The sequence below is a fragment of the Rahnella sp. P4_A8 genome (assembly GCF_056402435.1).
Genome location: NZ_JBFUHK010000064.1, coordinates 1 through 19,975, shown reverse-complemented (window position 1 = coordinate 19,975; position 19,975 = coordinate 1). Strand labels below are relative to the sequence as shown.

Sequence of the window (19,975 nt, the reverse complement as noted above, 5' to 3'; positions counted from 1 at the left end):
GGCTATGACGTCTGGCGCCATACCGTGCCTGCCGAACGCGCCCGCATTATGAAAAATGCCGCCGCCCTGATGCGCGAACGCGCTGAACATATTGCCTCGCTAATGACGCTGGAAGAAGGTAAACCCCTGTATGAAAGCCGCGACGAAGTGCTGCGGGCAGCCGACTATTTTGAATGGTTTGCGGAGGAAGTCCGCCGCATTGATGGACGTGTTGTACCGTCAAATCGCCCCGGTGTGCTGCAACTGGTCAAAAGAGAGCCCATCGGCCCGGTTGCCGCCTTTACCCCGTGGAATTTCCCGGCCATTACCCCGGCACGCAAATTATCAGCGGCACTGGCCGCAGGTTGTAGCGTAATCCTGAAACCCGGTGAAGAGAGCCCGGCGACGGCGCTGGCTCTGGCACGCTGCCTGGATGATGCCGGTTTGCCTAAAGGCGTACTGCAAATTGTGTTTGGCGTGCCAGATCAGGTTTCCGCCACTCTTATCGCCTCACCGGTTATTCGCAAAGTGGYATTCACCGGTTCTGTACCGGTAGGTCGACTGCTGTCTGAGCGTGCTGCCGCCGGTGTTAAACCAATTACCCTGGAACTTGGCGGCCATGGGCCGGTACTGGTTTTTGCCGACGCAGACATTGAAGCGGCGGCGGTTGGCGGGGCGGCTAACCGGTTCCGGGGCACTGGCCAAATCTGTATCTCTTCAACCCGCTTTCTTATTCAGCGCAGTGTTTACTCACAGTTTGTCGAACGCTTTGTGAGTGCGACGGAGCAACTGGTGATCGGCGATGGGATGGCAGAAAACACCCAGGTGGGGCCGTTGGCGAATATCCGCCAGCTGGAAAAAATGGAAGCGTTGATTGCCGATGCTGTCGTCCTGGGCGCGAAAGTGCTCACAGGTGGGAAACGACTCAACCGTCCAGGCTTTTTCTTTGAACCCACGGTGCTTGCCGATGTGCCGATGGAAGCACGGATCATGCACGAAGAACCTTTTGGCCCAATTGCCGTGATGCGTCCGTTCGACGCGCTTGAGGATGGTCTGGCAGAAGCAAACCGTCTGCCGTATGCCCTGTCAGCTTACGCTTTTACGCGAGACGCCCGTACCGTGCTGGATGTTGGTGATGGCCTTGAAGCCGGGATGATCGGCATTAATCAGTACCGCATGGTGGCGACGGAACTGCCTTTCGGCGGCATGAAAGAAAGCGGGCATGGTTCAGAGGGCGGTCGGGAAGGTATCGGCCATTACCTGGTGAATAAATTCATCAGCCAAATCTAAAACACACTATCACTGATGACAGAATATAAGAGGAACTGACCATGAAACCTGTTGATTTTACTCGCCCGCGTGAAGCTGCCCGCGCATTTACCCCTAAACTTTCCGACTTCGTTGAGCAACCGCTGTATTCCGATGTCTGGACAGATCCGGACCTGGCACCGCGCGACCGTAGTCTGATTACCATCGCCTGTCTTATTGCGCTGAATCACTTCAATGAACTACCGGCCCACTTGCGTCGCGGCATTGAAAACGGTCTGACCAAAACAGAAATTTCCGCCCTGATTACGCACATGGCGTTTTACGCAGGCTTTCCGGCAGCGATTACCGCGTCTGGCTATGCCAATGCCACGTTTGACGAACAGGCCTGAACGACGGGTTATTCATCTTCTTATTTCGGGAAACAGAATCATGAAAGCAATCACCTTTGATCAATTCGGTCCGGCCGATGTACTTAACATCAGTGAAGTCGCAGACCCACAGCTGCGCCCCAATGATCTGCTGGTCCGCACGCGGGCGGCGGGGGTCAACCGGGCCGATCTAACCCACCGACGCGGCGGGTATGGCCGCCCTGATTTTGGCGACTCGACGATTATGGGGCTAGAAATCGCCGGTCACGTTATTGCCGTTGGAGAGAATGTAAAAGGCTATAACGTGGGTGACCGTGTTATGGGTATCGTCGGAGGGGGGGCTTATGCAGAAATGGCACGCATTGATTACCGGATGGCTATGCCGGTGCCGGAAGGTATGGACTATATCCATGCGGCGGCCATTACTGAGGTCTTTGTAACCGCTCATGAAGCGCTTATCCATCTGGGTAAACTGAAACCCATGGAAACAGTACTGATCCACGCCGGAGCCGGCGGTGTGGGAGGCGCCGCCGTGCAACTGGCGCATGCGACGGGCGCGACGGTAATCACCACAGCGAATGCTGCAGCGCACGCTCTCGTTCGCCGCCTGGGTGCCAATTATGTCATTGATTATGTGACGGAAGACTTCCCCGAGGTTGTCGCCAGCATCACGGATAATAAGGGGGTTGACCTTATTCTCGATTTTATTGGCGCGCCTTATTTTGAACGGAACGTGAACGCACTCAACTTTGGTGGACGTCTGGTGCAGATTGGCATTATGGGGGGCATTGAAAACGCGAAGATCCCGCTGGATCGGGTGTTGTACCGCCATCTGCAGATTATCGGTACGGTAATGAAATCGCGTTCGCAAGAAGTGAAGCATGAGATGTCCCGCCGCTTTAAAGAGTGCTGGTTAACCCGCTTCGGTAAAGATGGACTGAGCCCGGTGATTGACAGCGTGTTCCCGCTGGCAGAAGCCAGTAAAGCTCACCAGCGTATGGAAGACGGACTCAACGTCGGAAAAATTGTGTTGACGATGTAAATGACGCAAACGAGAAGTTTTTTTCTGCCTTTTCGCCGCAATCCCTTCGCTATCCGACATGAACAGCCCGCGCAATACGCTCAGGGCTGTTCGATGTCAGAGAATGAATCAAGTACCGCCATAAAAAAACATCACTAATGGGTTAAAAGTAATATCAGAGTATTGCTGTTACATTGTTTGTCAAAGCTAAGTTCAGATGTCTGTGGTTGGGGTGGGGCTAATTTGAAATTTCCGCTTCTGGCACTAAGCGGCCTGAGAAGGTGTCCAGGAATAAACAAAAAAGCTGATTTCTTTTCGTATCTCAATGAAAAATATGTTCAGCGTTCTTTCTCATCAATCCAAGCAATGAGATCGGCGAGCCTCTTCTCAGAAAACACGGCTATACCATGTTCAGTGAGTAGCGAAGCTGCGACTCCCATACCTGACTTACGTTGGCCGCTAAATGAACCGTCATAGATGAATTGGCTACCGCATGTTGGACTGCCGTCGGTTAACAACGCAGCGGTACAACCTGACTCCTGAGCTGTACGTAATGCCAACCAGGCGGCAAGCTGATAGTGCTCAGTTACATCCTGCCCCGTAATTTCAAGTATTCTGACCTGCGCCTTCATTACGTCTTTACCATCAGTAGAAACAATCTCAGCTGAGGGACGTGGAATTGGCAACCCAGCGGCCAGTTCAGGACAGTGGATCACAAGACGCTGCTCTTTCTGCCAGCGTTGTAACTGATCGGTCATTTGTGCTTTCTCGCTTCCGTCATAGCGCACTTTGAACCCCATTAGGCAAGCACTTACCAGTATTTTATTTATCATCGTTATCGTATATCAGGGCAAATGAATGCTTGAATTATAATACCTTCGCTTTTTACATAGATATGCCTGTGGCAGTGCCAATACGCCGCTAAGAGTGAAAAGTGGACCGTACGCCGTTGCCACAAAAATATCTCGCCAGGAATAACAACGATGTGGCTGAAAACAGTGTGCCTTGAGCACGGGCAACGGTTCAATATGACTCTCAATCCATAACTTTTCCTCTACAGGAGACACTGCGGCGCTGTCGCTTTACCTTTATTGTCGTCTTCATATCCACGTTATTTGGCTATACAGTAACAGCTGATTATTTGCTGAGTGTAAAGCATGTCCAATATGAATATTTACGAGAAACAGTATCGTGAACTGATAGCGAACGGGGCTACAGCATGGGCTGGAGATGGTTATGTAAGGGCGAAAGAACAGCAGGAACGGGTGTTTTCCTGGCTCAGCATACATGAATATCTTCCACCATCTGGAGCAAAGGTTCTTGAGCTTGGATGTGGAAATGGCGCAATGGCAGCGCAGTATCTTACCGAGCATGGTTATGAAGTTTGGGGAGTAGATTTAGCTGAAACTGCAATAAAATGGGCTGAAGAACGCTTTCAACAAGCTAATCTCACCGCCCATTTTATTGTTGGTGATGTCTGCAACCTACCTCAATTTTCGGATTTAGAGTTTGATCTGATTGTTGATGGTAGTTGTTTGCATTGTCTTATTGGAGAAGCCCGGCAACGCTGCCTGGCTGAAGTAAAACGAGTTCTTAAACCCAAAGGGCACTTTGTGATCAGTTCCATGTGTGGGAGCCCCCACAACCCTGAAGACATTGACTGTTATGATATCGAAAAACATCAATTGCTAAAGAATGGTCAACCTTGGCGTACCTTACGACCACTTCAGGCATTGCTGGATGAGGTGCGGGAAGCACAATTTTCCGTTCGCGCTACAAAGATTAATAATAACCCATGGTGGGATCATGCAACTCTCGTTTGCTCTGCACTCTAAGCTCATCCAATTGGTAAGATTGATAAAGTGTAATGTGATTGTTAAGTACCAAGCTAACTCCTGGCAGTTATGAGTGAGAAGCGGAAATCAACTCGATGTCAGAAATGACATTTTGTAGTTGAACTATAGGGCAGGATCGTCTACCGGGTCAGTCCAGACAATCTATGGTTAGAAGCTGGTTAAACGACTGCTTCCGGCCAATTGATGTCAGCTAGCTGTGGTTGGTATGCCAGAATCTTAGTGAGGGGGGTAGAATCATACTAACACCCCTCCTGATAAAATTAGACTGTAATATGTTTCGTCATTAAATTGTATTGTTTCTTGCCCCTGGAATTTTTGGATAGAACCAAAAAGAGTATTGGAATAAAAGAAACCCGAAAATTTATTTTCCCGAGGCCCTCTAATAGGATAAAGTTCATCTGCAAGCCCTTGATTTTTCATTGATAAAGATTTCATTTTGCGAATGGTTATTTCATCAATTCTATCATTGGTTGCACCGCCTTGATACTGCATAACCCATATGGGGAATTTTTTAAATGAAATGATTACTTGCCCGTAAATATTCCTCCCCTCCGTAAAGTAATTTCTATAGGTATAGCCACCATCATTATATTCAATGACTTTCATATCCCCCCCTGTTAATGACTTTATAATTACATTTTCAGGGTTTCTATAAAGAAAACGATTTGCTTTTATTAAAAACTCTTCCATTTACACTCTCGAAATTTTAATCTCATGCAAATAATAAGTCCTTAGAATTGTCAATGTATTAAAAAGGTATGAAATTTAAAAATACTTAGCATTCATAAAAGTTGTTTTATAAATATGTCGGAATCTTCGCTTTCCATGAAATTTTAACGTCAACTATGAGAGTCCGTATTACTCATGATGCTAACTATGCATGAGCAACCTTAGAAAAACCTTAAGAACAGAATTTATTTGAAGCTTTTTTTTACAAAATCAATCTAAATAATACATCTAATTACTAATAATTACTTGTGCACTCAATTTTTTTCAATTAACCCTATGGCTGGATACAAGCTTTTAGCACCATTCCTAGCTTTGTTGAATAAATCGGACTTTTGGCCGCAATCAGGATCAGACCAGCACATTCATGATGACCTGCTCCCTGTTGATTAATGCACTATATGTTAACAACTTCCGCTTCTGGCACAAAACTGCCCCTTCCAAGGACGTAGGGCAGCTACGAGTGAACAGCGGACGCTGGGGTTCTTTATAAAAATTCGGTTTGTGTTGTTTTGCATTAGTTTAGAGACGAAAAATATTGCGTCGGTGATTTACCCAGCGCTTTTCTGAACATCGTAATAAATGCGCTGACCGAATCATATCCCAGCGTTCCGGCTACGCGCTGCACGGACTGACCTTCAGCCAGATGGCTCAGGGCAATCATCAAATGCAGTTGCTGACGCCAGCGACCAAAGCTCATTCCTGTCGCCTCTTTTATCAGCCTGGCCAGCGATCGTTCGCTGGTGACCAGATGTGCAGCCCACTGCTTTAACGTTCGCCGATCATCAGGCTCATTAAAAAGTGCCTCCGCCATATTCCGGATTTTAGGATGATCGGATACGGGAAGATGGAGCGCTTCAACCGGCACATCCGGAATATGCTCCAGCAGCACCGCTGCGAGCCTGGCAGTTTTACTGTCAGGAGAATAAGCCTGTCCCTGTTCTGCCAGATACAGAACAAGCTCGCGGACCAGAGAAGTAATCGCCAGGGTACAACAGATTTCCGGCATCGCTGCCGCGCCGGGTTCGATAAACAGAAAGCAGGTATCTGCATTCTTCGTGACCCGGCAACTGTGGGGGATTTCACCCGGAACCCAGACAGCATGTCCGGGTGGAACAAGCCACAGCGCATCCTCAACCTCACAGCTCACTGCACCGCGCAAAGAGATAATAAGTTGTCCCTTACGGTGAGCGTGCTGACTCTGACCTGCATACTCGCCTGACGATGATACATGCAGCGCGATAGCAGCCTGACTGAAAGCATCGGAATTAAACTCATCCGGTGAGGTCACCGGTTTTTTATTAAGTGGCATGATTTAGTTATATGTTGTCAGGTTATCTATATTCTGTAACTCATGCGTCCTTTAAAGTCTTTCTTTTTACCAGAGAAAGCAAAATTTATGTCCCACACTACGAACAAGTGGTCTTCAATCATACTTGTGACCGGCATCCTTTTTATAGCTATCAACCTGCGTGTTCCTTTTACCGCTATCGCACCCGTTTTAGAGTCTATTCGCCATGATTTTGGGCTAAGTATTACTGCCGTTGGGTTGCTTAACTCGCTGCCTTTACTGGCATTTGCCGCCTTTTCACCGCTGAGCGCATCCATCTCACACAAGTACGGTCTTGAACGCACCCTTTTTGGTGCCCTGGCCGTGATTTCAGCTGGCATCCTGCTTCGCTCCACAGGCAGTGTCTGGGCGCTTTATGGCGGAACCATATTGATAGGTATCGGGATTGCCCTCGGCAATGTCCTGTTGCCTGGCCTTATCAAACGCGACTTTTCTGGCAACGTGGCTTCCGTGACGGGGGCATATTCCATCACCATGGGCGCGGCTGGTGCTATTGGTTCAGCCGTTGTCATTCCTCTGACGCAGAACTGGGGCTGGAACATCGCGTTAGCCATGTTGGTTATTGCACCGCTGCTTGCGTTGCTTTTATGGTTGCCCCAGTTAAAGATGAAGCATCAGTTGCCAGCAGCGGGTGAGAAAACAACGGCGACCGTCGCGGTCTGGCGCTCGCCTCTGGCATGGCAGGTCACCTTGTTTATGGGCCTGAATGCGATGCCGTTTTATGTTGCTGTCGGCTGGCTGCCCGCCATTCTAACGGACAGTGGACTCTCCTCAGCCCAGGCCGGTGAAGTACACGGCATTCTTCAGCTGACCACCGCCATTCCCGGCCTGATTCTGGCCGCCACGCTGCGTCGCCTCAACGATCAGAAAGCAGCCGCTGCCGGCGTCAGCCTGTTAACCGCTGCGTCCTTTATCGGCATCATGTACCTGCCGAATCTGGCGATGCTGTGGGCTGCTCTTCTCGGCTTCAGCTCGGGTGCCAGTATGATGCTGGGCCTGACCTTCATCGGACTTCGTACCAAAAATGCCGGTGACGCCGCCGCGCTGTCAGGCATGGCGCAGAGCGTCGGTTATCTGATGGCGGCGATGGGTCCGCTGCTGCTGGGCAAAGTACAGGAGTTGTCCGGAGGCTGGACATTGCCATTACTGATGACCGCAGCAATCGCGGTCGCAGGTGCCTGCACCGGAATGGCTGCCGGACGAAATGCGCATCTGGAACCTGTACAGCAGACGGGCTGAATTGGCTGGCACCACAGGGGAACGATCGGTTCCTCTGCTGTGGATGCTGTCCATTATCGTTCTGAAGCGTACTCTTGCTCTCAAGACCATCTCTTACCGGGAAGGCCGTTTCTCACCTGCGACATCGTTGAAAAGTTCGCCGACCCAGTCAGCAAAAGCACGCACGGCGGGAGAGAGAAAACGCTGATGCGGATAGAGCATCGTCACCGGCACGGAAGGTGGCTGCCAGTCCGCCAGAACCTCGACCAGTTTGCCTTGCCGCAGATTCTCCGAAATCACATTCTCAGCAAGCTGCGCCAGCCCAAAACCCTCAAGGCACAGTCTGATATAGAGTCCCGTTTCGTTAACGGCTGCATCCCCCTCAACCGGCACAGAGAAGGCCTCAGTGCCTCGTGTGAAACGCAGTTCATTAGTGCGTCTTCCCGAACCGGAAAAGTAATGAATCGCCCGATGCAGCGACAACGCTTCCGGCGTCTCAGGCACACCGTATTGCCTGAGATAGTCAGGCGAGGCGCAGGTCACCCAGCGAAACCGGCCAAGTGGCCGCGCAACCAGCGTGGAGTCGGTTAATTCTCCGGTTCGGATCACGCAATCTATCCCTTCCTGAACAAGATCGACCTGCCGGTCGCTGACGCCAATCATCAGGTAAATATCCGGATAGAGCCGGTAAAATTCTTTCAGATTGGGCATGACGACGAAGTGGGCGATACCCCCTGGCATATCAACCCGCAGCCGTCCCTGGGGTCGCCTGACGGAATCACTCAGGCTGGATTCACTAAGTTCAATTAGCGACAGGATCTCCCGGCACTGCACCAGATACTGCAGTCCTTCAGGTGTGAGGCTGACCCGTCTTGTTGTCCGGTTAAGCAGACGTACCTGCAGGTATTTCTCCAGATTTTTAATCGTGCTGGTGACGGTGGAAGCTGGCAGTGACAGTGTCTCTGCCGCGCGCACAAAGCTTCCGGCTTCAGCAACCCTTATAAAAACCTGCATAGCCTGAATCCGATCCATCGTCCTGCTCCTGGGTAAAAGTGAGTCTGATTATTCGCGAATTATGAATTATGAAAACGCTTTAAGCATCTTATTCAGGCTAATAACGTGGTGTATCGTTTCCCCATTAATCAGGAAAGAGGCAGGTTTAATGACCAAATACATCCGAAATATTGTTAATAATCAGAATAGTACTTCACAGGCTACGTTGATTCGTGGCGCCACGATACTGAGCATGGATGGGAGCGTCGGTAACATTGAGCACGGCGATATTCTCATCAACGGCTCAACTATTACCGCCGTGGGCCAGAACCTGGATGTGCCTGGTGCGCATGTCATTGATGCCACCAACATGATCGCCATGCCGGGAATGGTCGATTCTCATCGTCACGCATGGGAAGGACAGTTGCGCCGCATTAACCCAAACGCCACCTGCCTGGACGACTACAGCAACGCCACGCACTTCTCCTTCGCTAAATATTACCGTCCTGCCGATATCTATGTTGGCAACCTGCTGACGGCGCTGGGCGCTATTGACGCGGGCATCACCACAATGATCGATAACTCGCACAACAGCCGAACCGCAGCGCATTCCGATGCCGCCGTCGAGGCCCTGCTTGATACCGGCATTCGTGCCATTCATGCTTCCGGCGCACCGGTAGCTGGCGAATGGGATAAAGCGCACTGGCCGGGAAACTGGCAGCGTCTGCAGGATAAGTATTTCACCGACAACCCTGAAAGCCTGGTCTCTCTCGCCGTCATGGCCCAGCTGGAGCCGGAGTTGTGGGCCGAAGCCCGCCGGCTGGGACTGTCGATTGTCACTGAGTTCTTTGGCGCTGAGATGGGGTCTGAACTTGAGTCGCTGCATCAGCAGGGGCTTCTGGGTCCGGACAATATTTTCAATCACTGCACGGCGCTGCCCGACAGGGGATGGGAAATTCTGCGGGAGGCCGGTGTCCGGGTGAACGTCTGCCCGCGCTCAGATTCGCACTATGGCATCGAAAGCGGGATGTTCGCCATTGAGGCCGCGCAGCGTCATGGCATCAACCCTGGCCTGAGCGTAGACAATGAAACGTCGTACAGCACCGATATGTTTATGGAGATGCGCGTCGCCTTTTACCTGCAGCGCGTGATGGGCATGCATCAGCAGCAGTGCTGCGATTCTGAACATGCGCTGAAAACGCTTCCGGCGGCGCAACTCCTTAAAGCCGCGACTCTTGATGGCGCTGCCTGTGCAGGGCTGCAGGACAAAGTTGGCAGCCTGACGCCAGGCAAACAAGCCGACCTGGTGCTGATTAGCGTCAGTGATCTCAATCTTTACCCGTCCGGCAATGCCTTTGGCACGGTGGTTCATGCCGCCGAGCGCAGCAACATCGACACCGTCATGATCGGCGGACGCATCGTTAAACAGAACGGTAAGGTGCTGGGCGTAGACAGCGCGCGACTACGTGCGGCGATTGATGAGTCGCGTGAGCACCTTTTTGCAGCCTCTGGCTACCAGCCTGACATTTTTGCTGACACCTTCCTGCCGCTGGTGCAGGCCGACTGACCAGGATGAAAAGCATGGGCATGACCTATTACGTAATCGCTTTTGCCGCAGGTCTGGGGATCACCCTGCAGACGACCCTGAACAGCCAGCTGGCAAAGGGACTGGGCGGCGACCCGGTCACTGCGGCGCTGTTTTCATTTACGGCGGGCGCGTTCAGTCTAGGGATTTACGCGCTGCTGCGGGGTGGGTTGATGACATCGCTAGCGGCGATCCCGTCGCAACCCCTCTGGAGTCTGGCGGGCGGAATGATAGGTGCATGTGCACTGTTCAGCTATGTCGTGCTTGCGCCGAAAATTGGGTTTTCAGCTCTGCTCGGGCTGGCGATTGTCGGACAGTTACTTTCCTCGCAGATGATTGATCATTTTGGCTTGTTGGGCGCTGTGCGGCGTCCGGTTTCGTTACTCAGGCTGGGGGGAATGCTGGTTATGCTGATCGGACTTGCCGTCATGCTTTTCAGCGATCGACTTTCTGCGCGTTATCTGCAGTAACTGCGTTTACCCACGTTTACCACAGCGCAGACGCGGGTGAGTCACGCTCAATGTGCAGTACGACCTTTATTTATCCGGAGGATTAACATGTTTTCAATTGCAGCTGATGTCAGGAATACGCTGGGAGAGTGCCCCCTGTGGTGTGAAAGAACATGCAGACTCTATTGGACTGACATTGAATGCAGTGAACTACTCGCCTTAGAAGAAGGCGATGACGCTGTGATGCGCTGGTCGCTGCCAGAACGCCTTGGATCCTTTGCCCTGACCGAAAAGAGTCACATTCTGCTGATGGGACTCGCGTCCAGGCTGGCTTTCTATGATCTCAACACCGGTATTCTTACAACGGTGGCAGCCTCACCGGGAGAAACAGGCACCCGCACAGGTGACGGACGGTGCGACCGTGCCGGTAATTTTGTCTTTGGGACTATGGATGAAGGTTATCCCGTAAAAGTCATCGGTAAGTTTCACCGACTAAATGCTGCAACGCTGACTGTTGAAACGCTTGCGCTGCCCGAGGTCGCCATCCCGAACAGCATCTGTTTCAGCCCCGATGGCTGCACGATCTATTACAGCGACTCGATGCAGGGCAAAATATTCTGCTGCGATTATCCATCTCTGGAGAACCCGCGCGTGTTCACCGAAACAGCAGGCAATGGTGCACCTGACGGCTCCTGCGTGGATGCGATGGGCTATTTATGGAATGCTGAATGGGGAGGGAATCGTATTGTTCGTTACAGTCCGGATGGGACCACAGACACTATCCTGCCATCCCCTGGTATCCAGAGCACCTGTCCGATACTGGCCGGTGAGGGCTTCACCAACCTCTACTGCACCACTGCTTCTGTGGGGCTTTCTGCGCCATCAATTTATGACGGTGCTTTACTGAAGGCCGAATCTGCAGTCTTTGCCGGTTTACCAGAAAGCCGGTTTGCAGCATAAACAATGTGAGAGCTCTAATTGCCGCATGCGGGCAGGACTTTATCTGCTTCAGTCTGCCAGTAATGTCCGCTTCTGGCACACAGCAGACAAGCACGTGGCGCTGAAGGTCCGCCGTGAGCGAGATATAGTCATTCGCAATTTATCGATAAAAGATGCAGGCTTGTAAAACGGTCGCGCATTTATCGTGTAGAAATAAAGCAGGCTTTCTATATAGTTGGATGATGAACTTTCAAAACTCAGCAGGTAATTGCATGATCTTAAGTGTTAATCACGTTGGTTTTTCAGTTAAAAACATTGAAGACTCATTATTTTTTTGGACTCAGATTCTTGGAGGTAAATTATTACGTGAAGGAAAAATGTCTGGACCTATAATCGATGAGGTAACAGGTGCAAGGGGAGCTGATGTACGAATGGCTTTGCTTGAACTGGCTGATATTCAAATTGAATTACTACAATACAATAACATTGAGCAGCCAGAAGAACCTTCAGCGCCCTATATCCCAGGCTACGCTCACATTGCTTTTATAGTTGAGGAGCTTGATACGCTCTTGGGCAAAGTATCGGACTACGGCTGGAAGACGCCGGGTAAACCTCAGACAGTGTTGTCAGGCCCCATGCAGGGAACCAGAGTAATATATTTACAAAGCCCTGATGGTCAGACGCTTGAATTGATGGAACGCAGTCAATGAGGCCCACATATTATGACCTGTTATCCTCTAATTAAAACAGTGATATTACCAGACCACAAACCGCGGCAGCGGAAGCCAGGCCAATCACTATGGACAGACCGGCTCCGGTTTTAGCAACCGCGGCGGCTGCACAGGTGGCAGCATGGGAAATCATCGCTAACTGAAATATGTATTTTTTACTGACGGCACAGATATAAAAACCGCCCTCAGCGACTCTGTTTACGCCGGTAAACTGTCAACAACCGCCGGATTAAAAAAAATCAATTTTGAAACTGAGGCGACTGAAGAACGCCTGGCGAAGGCGGAGCTGAAAACTTATCTCGAAAAAAATACGGACACGCTGAAAGAGTTTACGGGAAATATTGGCTTCAGTGCGGTCATTGAATCATTACTCCGGTAGCAGCATTAACAGGCGCTCCGGTCTTCTCTGTTTCGATAAATCCATCCAGAAAGACCGGAAGCGCCCACAGCTGCCTGACGCCTCTTAATGCTCTTGCGGCGGGGAAAAATTCCTCAGCCTACTGCTCCAGCGCTTTAAGAATTTCTGAAGGGCTGGCGTTCCCCAAAAAAACCACTGGCTTATCCTGTACCACCACCATCACAGGTGAGACCTGAATGCCAACACGTTCCGCCAGGGCAGACTGTGCCATAACCCTCCTTACACATTCAGGCGTCGCATCATTATCAGGCAAAAAGCCGGTCATGGCTTTCCGCAGGCTCTCACGCGGTGAAACGGAACACCACACTCTGGCCATATCGCCGATAACCTGCTGTTTTATTGCCGGCGGAGCAACGGTCAGGAAGGACATGGTGAGCCCTGCATCCGTGTACTGCTGTACCCTTTTGACCACATCGGTACAATAACTGCACTGATTGTCAATAAAGATCACAAGGTGATATTTTTCCGGCGTCGCTGGCCATGTAATCGGTGAAAGCTCGCTGAGCTTTGCCGTAATTTCCTGCACGGACTGTTCGGGCGACAGCTCATCAGAGGCTGCAGCGAAAGGAAAGCACAGGATAATTAAAAACAACATCAGGTAACTTTTCATATTTTATTCCGCGCATTTGAACCAGGTATTCAGCATCTAAATAACCGGACCATTGATAGTGATAATTCTGTCAGCCGAAGCGATAGTTGAGGAGCGATGAGCAATAATAATTCGCGTAATATTCGGCCCGGCGATAGCCTCATTGATGACGTTTTCATTTTTTTCATCAAGATGGCTGGTCGCCTCGTCCATGAAAATAATACCGGGACGACGATAAAGAGCGCGGGCAATAAAGATTCGCTGACGCTGTCCTCCTGATAAACCTTCACCCAACTCCCCGACGAAAGTGTCATAGCCCATAGGCAGACACATAATATCGTCATGGCTGTTGCAAAGGCGCGTACATTTCATCATGTATTCTTCATCAACAGCATTGCTGAAGCCGGTAATGTTTTCCCTGAGCGAACAGGCAAAGAGTCTGTCATCCTTAAGGATGCATGAAATCCCTTTTCTGTAATTGTTCAGGCCTAGTGCAAGGATGTCATAACCTCCGGCTTTGATGATCCCGCAGTCGGGCCTGATAAGTCCAGCCATGACCCTCATCAGTGTGGTTTTACCACAGCCGGACGGCTCCGTTAACGGCTACCGGCCCCAGCGGGCCGAAGTTGTCGAACGACTTGCCGAGATGCCACTGCTTGTGGCGCTTCTGCCAGTCGCGTGCGGTCACGTCGTTGAGGATGGTGTAACCCCAGACGTGGTTCAGCGCGTCGGCCCTGGCGATGGCGCGTCCGCCCTTGCCGATGATGACCGCCAGCTCCGCCTCGTAGTCCAATGCATCGCTCACGCCCGCCGCATCCCAGATGCGGTCGCCGTACGCGATCACCGTCTCCGGCATCTTGGAGAACACGATCGGGCTGGTCGGAATCGCATCGGCCGCCGTCTGGTCGGCATCGAAGCCGCTCTTGGTGAACTCCTGCGCGTGGTTGGTGTAGTTCTTGCCGACGCAGAACAGGTTACGGGCCGGCTTCGGGATCGGTGCGAGCAGCCGCACCGAGGCCAAATCCAGCGCAGGGGCATCGCTCTTGAGCGACGCTAAAGGCACGTCACTGCCGGTTCGCCCGCCACGCGCTCGGCGCGTCCGTACATGGGCGAACTGTCCACCACGCGGCCGCCGGAGGCGAACAGTGCATCCAGCACCCCGGCAAGCCGGGCGGCATTCCCGCCCGACAGCGTAATGTCGAAGCCCCGGTAGGTGCCCAGGCCGATAACCGGCAGAGCTTCCTGCGAGGATGGGATGAGACGAGTCTGCATCGCCGCTTGCCTCAGCCCTGTTGTCGCAGCAGCGCCTGCGCGACGCCTTCGGAGCTTGCGGGGTTCTGGCCGGTCACGAGGCGGTCGTGCGAGGTCAGAACGAACAGAATCTTCATGGGGTCATCCTTTCTTGGGTTGCGGTGCCATAAGGGATGGCTGCTGTACGGAGAATCAAGCTGCCGCAGCCCAGGCGTCGATGCCCGCCTTGGCGATGGCCTCGTCCTGGTCGGGCGTGCCGCCGGACACGCCCACGGCGCCGACGAGTTGATCGCCCGAGAACACCGGCAAGCCGCCCTGAATCGGCAGGCGGCCATCGTCGAAACTCGCCAGCGTCAGGCGGGCCAACGTCGCTGTCTCGATGATACCGCTGGGCTTTTTCATCATCGCCGAGGTCAGCGCCTTGCCACGCGCCACGTCCGGCGTCTGGAACGAGGCCCCGTCCATGCGGGCGAGCAGCACGAGATGCCCGGCCGGGTCGAGCACGGCAATGCTAGCGGCCAGGCCCAGGCTGGCGGCGGCTTCGATGCTGGCATTCACGATGCGCTGGGCATCGGCGTAGTCGAGATGGGAATGGGTTTTCATGGAATGGCTCCTTTTCAGTTGCTATGGATCAGGCTTGCGCGCCCGAGGAATGAGAGGAGGATGGCCGGTTCAGGATAAGCACTACGCCAGCCATGGCTGCGAGCGCCAGAGCCAGAACACAGACGGCAGTCCAGCCGCCCAGACTCCAGGCCAGCGTGCCCGCGAACGAACCAGCCGCGCCGCCACCGAAGGTGGCGACCATGTAGAGCGTGTTGACGCGGGCGCGGATGTCGTTGCCGAGCGCGAAGATGCGGGTCTGGTTGGCGATCTGGCCGCTTTGCAGGCCGAAGTCGAGCAGGTTGACCGCCACCACCAGCGCCAGCAGCGAGATGCCGCCGACCCAGCCCCCCAGCGCGAAGGCCACGGCGACGGCCGCCAGCGACAGCAGGTTGACCTTGAACGAGCCGATGCGGTCAGACAGCCGTCCGGCCATCGGCGCCAGGATGGCCCCCGGCGCGCCGTACAACCCGAACAGACCGGCGGCAGCAGGGCCGAGGCCGAAGGCCGGACTGGCCAGCTCGAAGGCCAAGGTTGCCCAGAAAGCCGAGAAGGCGCCGAAGACCAGGAAGCCCAGCGTCATCGACAGGCGCAGCGGACGGTACCGCAGCAGCGGCGGCAGCGAGCGCAGCAGGTTAAGGTAGCCGGTATGCGTTGCCCCACGCTCGCGGTCAGGGATCAGACGCGGCACGATCAATAGCAACAGCCCGGTCAGGATCGCCGCCAGCAGGTAGGGCGAACGCCAGGTGTCGGTCGCCTGCGCCACCGCGCCGGAAACAGTACGCGACAGCAGGATGCCGAGAATCAGCCCGGTTTGCAGCGTGCCAATGATGCGCCCGCGATGTTCGGGTGCGGCCAGCCCCGAAATGATCGGGATCAGGATTTGCGGGATGACCGTCGTGGCCGTCAGTGCCACACTGGCCGCGATCAGCAGCGGCGTCGTCGGCGACAGGGCGGCCGCCAGCAGGAACAGCGCAGTCAGCGCCAGCAGCGTGCGCGCCAGCTTGCGTGAAGCAATCACATCAGCCAGCGGTAGCACCAGCAGGATGCCCAGCGCGTAGCCGACCTGCGCGCCGACAGCGACCAGACCGGCGGTCTGCGCGGGCACGCCCAGGCTCACCGCTATCTGGTCGAGCAGCGGCTGGCACAGATAGACATTGCCGACGGTGATGCCGCAGGCCGCCGCCAGCAGCGCCAGCGTGCCGCGCCCCGGCTGGGACGCGGCCGTTGAGGGGGTATTCTTTGTGTTCATGGGACTCACTCGGTTGAAGGGAGTGCTTTGCTTGCTCTCACATGCACTGCACGGTATAGTGCAATTCTGTATTGCACAATACCGTGCAGTCAAGAGGAGATTCATATGCCCACACAAAAGCGCAACACGGCCTCGTCGCAGCCCGTGGTTTCGATCTTTGAGGCTGTAGCGGCGCCTGCGGCCGCGCTCTCCAAGCGCGACGCCATCCTTGCAGCGGCCACACGGGTCTTTCTGCGGCAGGGCTACGAGAGCACGAGCATGGATCTGGTGTCACAGGAGGCTGGTGCCGCGCGGCGCACGCTCTACAACCAGTTCCCGGACGGCAAGGAAGCCCTGTTCCGCGCCGTGATCGAGCGCGTCTGGAGCGCCTTCCCGGTGCTGGACATTGTGGCCGAGGCCGAGACGCAGGCCGACCCGGAAGTCGGCCTGCGCCGCATCGCAGTCGCAGTTGCCGCGTTCTGGGAGCCGCCGCTGGCGATCGATTTCCTACGCATGGTCATCGCCGAGGGCGCGCGCTTCCCGGATCTCATCGAGAGCTTCTTCGAGCACGGCAAGACGCCGGCGATGGGGGCCGTGCGCGCCTATATCGAGAAACAAGCCGAAATCGGGGCGTTGAACGTCACGAACGGCGAACGCGCCGCCCGCCAGTTCCTGGGTCTGATCGACGAGCCGCTGTTATGGATTCGGGTATTGGGACGTGACGAGAAATTCAGCCGTACCGAACGCCAGGCGGTGATCGATGAGGCCGTGGACATCTTCCTCGGCCATTACAGAACCAAGGGTGCCAGGACATCCTGACTACAACCCACCTTTGCTATGACAGGAAATCAAAGATGCCACTTATCAAGTTTGACGTGATCGAAGGTCGCAGTGAGGAACAGATCCGCACGCTGCTGGACGCTGCCCATGAGGCAATGGTTCAGGCGTTCCAGGTGCCGCCCAGTGACCGCTATCAGGTCGTGACTCAACACCGTCCCGGCGAATTGGTATTGCAAGACACCGGGCTGGGCTATTCGCGCTCGGCCCATGTCGTGCTGCTGACGGTCGTATCCCGCCCGCGTCGGCAAGAACAGAAAACCGAGTTCTACCGACTGCTGGCGGAGAAATTGCAGGCTGCGTGTGGTCTGTCGCCGGATGACCTGATCGTTTCGCTGGTGGAGAACACCGACGCCGACTGGTCTTTCGGGCGCGGGCGCGCGCAATTCCTGACTGGCGAGTTGTGACTGACGCTGCAACCGTCAGCACGCCCCATCATCGATAGGAGAATCAATTCATGAGCACGATCACCATCATCGCCTTCCCGACCGCTCCTGCCAGCAAGGAGCACGAGCTTGCCGCGCAGTTCGACAAACTGGTGCCGGCAACCCGCGCCGAACCTGGCTGTCTCGGTTTCACCGTTCATCAGCACCCGCAGATCGCCAACCGCTTCGCCGTGTACGAAAAATTCCGCGACCAGGCGGCGTTCGACGCCCATCTGCAATACGCGCATACCAAGGCATTCGTCGAATGGATTCAGGCCAGCGGCTCGGTGCTTCATTTTGAACGCTGGGACGAAAAAACCCAGCCATAAGTCGCACAGGTCGAGATCTTGAAAGAGAGCGCAGTTTATCGGCTGCGCTTTTTGTTATTTGATGGACGGCAGGCGGCTATGATGACTATCAGGCAAAGAGATCTTCACGTTAGCTGGCATTGAGCTATCACCTTTAACGCTGAGGAGGTGACGAGTTCTATCCTCCAGAATTACGCAATTGAGAACTCCGCGGGTGTAAATTTCCGTATCAACGTTAATTCTGTTCGGCAGGCTTTCTACGTTCTTGGCCGGGGTATGTCCATGGACCACTACTTTCCCGAAATCTTTTCTTGACTCCAAGAATTTGTACCGGATCCACGTCAGGTCATGATCAGTCTGCTGATCGAGCGGGATATCTGGATCAACGCCCGCGTGGGCAAAAAAGTAGTCACCAAATTCAAAGTGACTCAGTAATGAACGAAAGAACGCCATATGTTCCACTGGCACTAGGTTCAAGAATTGATGACGGACATCTTCGGCAACCAAGGGGTCCTCGATGCCTGCTTCAATTTGCGACAAGGGCACCCCATATGAACAGAGAGTCTGCACACCTCCTTTTCGGCCCCAGACAGGAAGAACGGTACTGTCTTGCGAGAAATCGATGAGCCATTGCTCATGGTTACCTCTCAATAAAACACAGTCCAAGATTCTGCTTTTCTGCAGTTCACAAAGTCTTTCGACCACGAGTTTGGAGTTCGGGCCACGATCGATATAGTCACCAAGAAATACAATGATGGGGTTTTCGCTCGGCACCTCCGCCATATCTTCCCAGATTCTCCTCACCATGGAGTTGAGCTGAAAATCATAGCCGTGGATATCAGCGACCGCGTAGATCCGGCGAGAGGTCATCGGTGCTTGCGCTCTGATACGGAAGTGCTCCCAATCCCCACTTCTGAAATCCACTTCCAACGGTATTCTAACGTTCTCCGCGCGGACTGTGTTGGTCATTGTACCGCTCCGACACCGCCACTTGTCGTGATGTCGTGCGACATAGTCCCCTCAACGCCTCCTTCGTTCAGGTACATGCGGTCACCCAACTTGGAGACGCTTAGCACGGTTGGTTTGATGCCTCCCGACGATCGTATCCTCTTACTGGTGACCTCGCTCAAAATTGACCTGTCGTCAGTAAGCTCTCTTAGGATCCTCCCGCTCATTGATGCTGGGCATGGTATACCTAATATGCTCAGGACTGTCGGAGCGATATCTGTGATCGAGCTTGGCGCATCCGTAATGAGCCCCTTCGCCTGCCCCGCTCCATAGGTGGCTAGAACGGACGAAAGCTCGGCAGCGTGAAGACCGCCATGTGTTCCACCACCCAACCGCAAGTCGTAGTCACCCGCATCATAATAGGCACTACCACGGATGCCAGCTGCGCTGACGCCGAGACCAGCTGCAAGATTGACGCATAAATCTGGTGCGCGGGGTCCGCCAGCACCAATGAGTTCGAGCGCCAGCGTATTGGCCAGGATACCGTCAGGGCCCCCCGGCTCAATGGCACGAGTAAATGCACCACCGAACCATTCTTGTTCAGTCAGAAAGCTCAAAACATCCCCGAGAAGTACGGGATCGAACCTTCGCATCCAAATTCCCGCTGCACGGCCGGGTCTCAAAAGAAGATCAGTAGCATTATCCTCGAAAGACGAGTCTGCGGCAAAGCCGGCCTTTCGCAGTTCTTCTGCAACTGACACTAAACCACTAATAGTAATGTGCCCGTGGTCAGACACGACGAAGATGCTGATTTCGTCCCGGTCGGGTTGAAGGCTGTGCCAAGAGAGAAACTCTCCTACCACATCGTCACAAAGGCGCATCC

22 protein-coding genes and 2 pseudogenes are annotated in these 19,975 nt (G+C 53.7%); 12 read left to right on the top strand and 12 right to left on the bottom strand.

All coding sequences use genetic code 11. The annotated features are described in order from the left end of the window. The 3 genes from AC1DUO_RS20635 to AC1DUO_RS20625 all read left to right on the top strand — a co-directional run. Positions 1–1,269: NAD-dependent succinate-semialdehyde dehydrogenase (locus AC1DUO_RS20635; RefSeq protein ID WP_477988542.1), on the top strand; the 1,269-nt coding region annotated here is incomplete at its 5' end. A gap of 41 nt (positions 1,270–1,310) precedes the next feature. Continuing rightward, a complete protein-coding gene (locus AC1DUO_RS20630) occupies positions 1,311–1,637 on the top strand; it encodes a carboxymuconolactone decarboxylase family protein (RefSeq protein WP_121019301.1) in 327 nt (108 codons plus the stop codon). 40 nt (positions 1,638–1,677) lie between these two features. Further along, positions 1,678–2,658 carry an NAD(P)H-quinone oxidoreductase gene (locus AC1DUO_RS20625; protein ID WP_121019300.1) on the top strand — a complete coding sequence of 327 codons (981 nt, stop codon included), beginning with the start codon at positions 1,678–1,680 and terminating at the stop codon, positions 2,656–2,658. Positions 2,659–2,975: 317 nt separating this feature from the next. On the opposite strand, the gene AC1DUO_RS20620 is transcribed toward AC1DUO_RS20625, so the two are convergent. Beyond that, on the bottom strand, positions 2,976–3,470 hold the full coding sequence (locus AC1DUO_RS20620) for a 2-thiouracil desulfurase family protein (RefSeq protein ID WP_024191716.1): 495 nt from the start codon (positions 3,468–3,470) through the stop codon (positions 2,976–2,978). Between the two features lie 333 nt (positions 3,471–3,803). Here AC1DUO_RS20620 and AC1DUO_RS20615 point away from each other — a divergent pair, with 333 nt between their 5' ends. Further along, the gene (locus tag AC1DUO_RS20615; protein ID WP_121019299.1) at positions 3,804–4,472 is read left to right on the top strand and encodes a class I SAM-dependent methyltransferase; all 669 of its coding nucleotides are present in this window, start codon (positions 3,804–3,806) and stop codon (positions 4,470–4,472) included. A 255-nt stretch (positions 4,473–4,727) separates the two neighbouring features. On the opposite strand, the gene AC1DUO_RS20610 is transcribed toward AC1DUO_RS20615, so the two are convergent. Then, positions 4,728–5,183 carry a DUF5680 domain-containing protein gene (locus tag AC1DUO_RS20610; RefSeq protein WP_032160536.1) on the bottom strand — a complete coding sequence of 152 codons (456 nt, stop codon included), beginning with the start codon at positions 5,181–5,183 and terminating at the stop codon, positions 4,728–4,730. 553 nt (positions 5,184–5,736) lie between these two features. Continuing rightward, positions 5,737–6,531 (bottom strand): AraC family transcriptional regulator, encoded by a 795-nt coding sequence (locus tag AC1DUO_RS20605; RefSeq protein ID WP_449649119.1) that lies wholly within the window; start codon positions 6,529–6,531, stop codon positions 5,737–5,739. 87 nt (positions 6,532–6,618) lie between these two features. Here AC1DUO_RS20605 and AC1DUO_RS20600 point away from each other — a divergent pair, with 87 nt between their 5' ends. Next, complete coding sequence (locus AC1DUO_RS20600) at positions 6,619–7,809, top strand: MFS transporter (protein ID WP_119261557.1); 1,191 nt, start codon at positions 6,619–6,621, stop codon at positions 7,807–7,809. A 93-nt stretch (positions 7,810–7,902) separates the two neighbouring features. Here the strand turns inward: AC1DUO_RS20600 and AC1DUO_RS20595 are convergent, their stop codons facing one another. Further along, positions 7,903–8,820: a LysR family transcriptional regulator gene (locus AC1DUO_RS20595; protein ID WP_015697045.1), complete on the bottom strand. Its 918-nt coding sequence runs from the start codon at positions 8,818–8,820 to the stop codon at positions 7,903–7,905. A gap of 130 nt (positions 8,821–8,950) precedes the next feature. Between AC1DUO_RS20595 and AC1DUO_RS20590 the strand changes: the two genes are divergently transcribed. From AC1DUO_RS20590 to AC1DUO_RS20575, 4 genes are all read left to right on the top strand, one after another. Continuing rightward, on the top strand, positions 8,951–10,348 hold the full coding sequence (locus AC1DUO_RS20590; RefSeq protein ID WP_015697044.1) for an amidohydrolase family protein: 1,398 nt from the start codon (positions 8,951–8,953) through the stop codon (positions 10,346–10,348). 14 nt (positions 10,349–10,362) lie between these two features. Continuing rightward, positions 10,363–10,836: a DMT family transporter gene (locus AC1DUO_RS20585; protein WP_015697043.1), complete on the top strand. Its 474-nt coding sequence runs from the start codon at positions 10,363–10,365 to the stop codon at positions 10,834–10,836. Between the two features lie 87 nt (positions 10,837–10,923). Then, positions 10,924–11,775: an SMP-30/gluconolactonase/LRE family protein gene (locus tag AC1DUO_RS20580; RefSeq protein WP_015697042.1), complete on the top strand. Its 852-nt coding sequence runs from the start codon at positions 10,924–10,926 to the stop codon at positions 11,773–11,775. Positions 11,776–12,026: 251 nt separating this feature from the next. After that, complete coding sequence (locus AC1DUO_RS20575) at positions 12,027–12,464, top strand: VOC family protein (RefSeq protein WP_013578411.1); 438 nt, start codon at positions 12,027–12,029, stop codon at positions 12,462–12,464. Between the two features lie 518 nt (positions 12,465–12,982). Here AC1DUO_RS20575 and AC1DUO_RS20570 read toward each other — a convergent pair. The 6 genes and pseudogenes from AC1DUO_RS20570 to AC1DUO_RS20545 form a co-directional block, all read right to left on the bottom strand. Continuing rightward, a complete protein-coding gene (locus tag AC1DUO_RS20570) occupies positions 12,983–13,513 on the bottom strand; it encodes a thioredoxin fold domain-containing protein (protein ID WP_013578412.1) in 531 nt (176 codons plus the stop codon). Between the two features lie 36 nt (positions 13,514–13,549). After that, positions 13,550–14,092, bottom strand: a pseudogene (locus AC1DUO_RS20565) (ATP-binding cassette domain-containing protein); the annotation flags it as partial. Further along, entirely contained in the window at positions 14,067–14,504 is a 438-nt protein-coding gene (locus AC1DUO_RS20560) for a fumarylacetoacetate hydrolase family protein (protein WP_242775689.1), read from the bottom strand. The gene AC1DUO_RS20560 and the pseudogene AC1DUO_RS20565, both read right to left, overlap by 26 nt. 41 nt (positions 14,505–14,545) lie before the next feature. Continuing rightward, positions 14,546–14,764 (bottom strand): aldo-keto reductase family protein, encoded by a 219-nt coding sequence (locus AC1DUO_RS20555; protein WP_041689240.1) that lies wholly within the window; start codon positions 14,762–14,764, stop codon positions 14,546–14,548. A 171-nt stretch (positions 14,765–14,935) separates the two neighbouring features. Then, positions 14,936–15,346 (bottom strand): GlcG/HbpS family heme-binding protein, encoded by a 411-nt coding sequence (locus tag AC1DUO_RS20550; protein WP_013578413.1) that lies wholly within the window; start codon positions 15,344–15,346, stop codon positions 14,936–14,938. A 28-nt stretch (positions 15,347–15,374) separates the two neighbouring features. Further along, a complete protein-coding gene (locus AC1DUO_RS20545) occupies positions 15,375–16,595 on the bottom strand; it encodes an MFS transporter (protein ID WP_013578414.1) in 1,221 nt (406 codons plus the stop codon). Positions 16,596–16,700: 105 nt separating this feature from the next. On the opposite strand from AC1DUO_RS20545, the gene AC1DUO_RS20540 reads away from it, so the two are divergent. The 3 genes from AC1DUO_RS20540 to AC1DUO_RS20530 are packed head-to-tail and all read left to right on the top strand — an operon-like array spanning position 16,701 to position 18,165. Beyond that, positions 16,701–17,393: a TetR/AcrR family transcriptional regulator gene (locus tag AC1DUO_RS20540; protein ID WP_013578415.1), complete on the top strand. Its 693-nt coding sequence runs from the start codon at positions 16,701–16,703 to the stop codon at positions 17,391–17,393. Positions 17,394–17,428: 35 nt separating this feature from the next. Beyond that, a complete protein-coding gene (locus AC1DUO_RS20535) occupies positions 17,429–17,818 on the top strand; it encodes a tautomerase family protein (RefSeq protein WP_013578416.1) in 390 nt (129 codons plus the stop codon). Positions 17,819–17,868: 50 nt separating this feature from the next. Next, positions 17,869–18,165 carry a putative quinol monooxygenase gene (locus AC1DUO_RS20530; RefSeq protein ID WP_051146724.1) on the top strand — a complete coding sequence of 99 codons (297 nt, stop codon included), beginning with the start codon at positions 17,869–17,871 and terminating at the stop codon, positions 18,163–18,165. Positions 18,166–18,219: 54 nt separating this feature from the next. On the opposite strand, the gene AC1DUO_RS20525 is transcribed toward AC1DUO_RS20530, so the two are convergent. Both AC1DUO_RS20525 and AC1DUO_RS20520 read right to left on the bottom strand, forming a co-directional pair. Then, positions 18,220–19,113: a metallophosphoesterase gene (locus AC1DUO_RS20525; RefSeq protein ID WP_013578418.1), complete on the bottom strand. Its 894-nt coding sequence runs from the start codon at positions 19,111–19,113 to the stop codon at positions 18,220–18,222. Continuing rightward, positions 19,110–19,975: pseudogene (locus AC1DUO_RS20520) on the bottom strand (alkaline phosphatase family protein); the annotation flags it as partial. The gene AC1DUO_RS20525 and the pseudogene AC1DUO_RS20520, both read right to left, overlap by 4 nt.

Bases quoted from the DNA above. Each gene is read 5' to 3' on its own strand.
- AC1DUO_RS20625 (WP_121019300.1), top strand. From the start codon at position 1,678: ATGAAAGCAATCACCTTTGATCAATTCGGTCCGGCCGATGTACTTAAC.
- AC1DUO_RS20545 (WP_013578414.1), bottom strand. From the start codon at position 16,595: ATGAACACAAAGAATACCCCCTCAACGGCCGCGTCCCAGCCGGGGCGC.
- AC1DUO_RS20570 (WP_013578412.1), bottom strand. From the start codon at position 13,513: ATGAAAAGTTACCTGATGTTGTTTTTAATTATCCTGTGCTTTCCTTTC.
- AC1DUO_RS20550 (WP_013578413.1), bottom strand. From the start codon at position 15,346: ATGAAAACCCATTCCCATCTCGACTACGCCGATGCCCAGCGCATCGTG.
- AC1DUO_RS20630 (WP_121019301.1), top strand. From the start codon at position 1,311: ATGAAACCTGTTGATTTTACTCGCCCGCGTGAAGCTGCCCGCGCATTT.
- AC1DUO_RS20595 (WP_015697045.1), bottom strand. From the start codon at position 8,820: ATGGATCGGATTCAGGCTATGCAGGTTTTTATAAGGGTTGCTGAAGCC.
- AC1DUO_RS20530 (WP_051146724.1), top strand. From the start codon at position 17,869: ATGAGCACGATCACCATCATCGCCTTCCCGACCGCTCCTGCCAGCAAG.
- AC1DUO_RS20540 (WP_013578415.1), top strand. From the start codon at position 16,701: ATGCCCACACAAAAGCGCAACACGGCCTCGTCGCAGCCCGTGGTTTCG.
- AC1DUO_RS20590 (WP_015697044.1), top strand. From the start codon at position 8,951: ATGACCAAATACATCCGAAATATTGTTAATAATCAGAATAGTACTTCA.
- AC1DUO_RS20620 (WP_024191716.1), bottom strand. From the start codon at position 3,470: ATGATAAATAAAATACTGGTAAGTGCTTGCCTAATGGGGTTCAAAGTG.
- AC1DUO_RS20615 (WP_121019299.1), top strand. From the start codon at position 3,804: ATGAATATTTACGAGAAACAGTATCGTGAACTGATAGCGAACGGGGCT.
- AC1DUO_RS20585 (WP_015697043.1), top strand. From the start codon at position 10,363: ATGGGCATGACCTATTACGTAATCGCTTTTGCCGCAGGTCTGGGGATC.
- AC1DUO_RS20600 (WP_119261557.1), top strand. From the start codon at position 6,619: ATGTCCCACACTACGAACAAGTGGTCTTCAATCATACTTGTGACCGGC.
- AC1DUO_RS20605 (WP_449649119.1), bottom strand. From the start codon at position 6,531: ATGCCACTTAATAAAAAACCGGTGACCTCACCGGATGAGTTTAATTCC.
- AC1DUO_RS20525 (WP_013578418.1), bottom strand. From the start codon at position 19,113: ATGACCAACACAGTCCGCGCGGAGAACGTTAGAATACCGTTGGAAGTG.
- AC1DUO_RS20575 (WP_013578411.1), top strand. From the start codon at position 12,027: ATGATCTTAAGTGTTAATCACGTTGGTTTTTCAGTTAAAAACATTGAA.
- AC1DUO_RS20580 (WP_015697042.1), top strand. From the start codon at position 10,924: ATGTTTTCAATTGCAGCTGATGTCAGGAATACGCTGGGAGAGTGCCCC.
- AC1DUO_RS20610 (WP_032160536.1), bottom strand. From the start codon at position 5,183: ATGGAAGAGTTTTTAATAAAAGCAAATCGTTTTCTTTATAGAAACCCT.
- AC1DUO_RS20535 (WP_013578416.1), top strand. From the start codon at position 17,429: ATGCCACTTATCAAGTTTGACGTGATCGAAGGTCGCAGTGAGGAACAG.
- AC1DUO_RS20555 (WP_041689240.1), bottom strand. From the start codon at position 14,764: ATGCAGACTCGTCTCATCCCATCCTCGCAGGAAGCTCTGCCGGTTATC.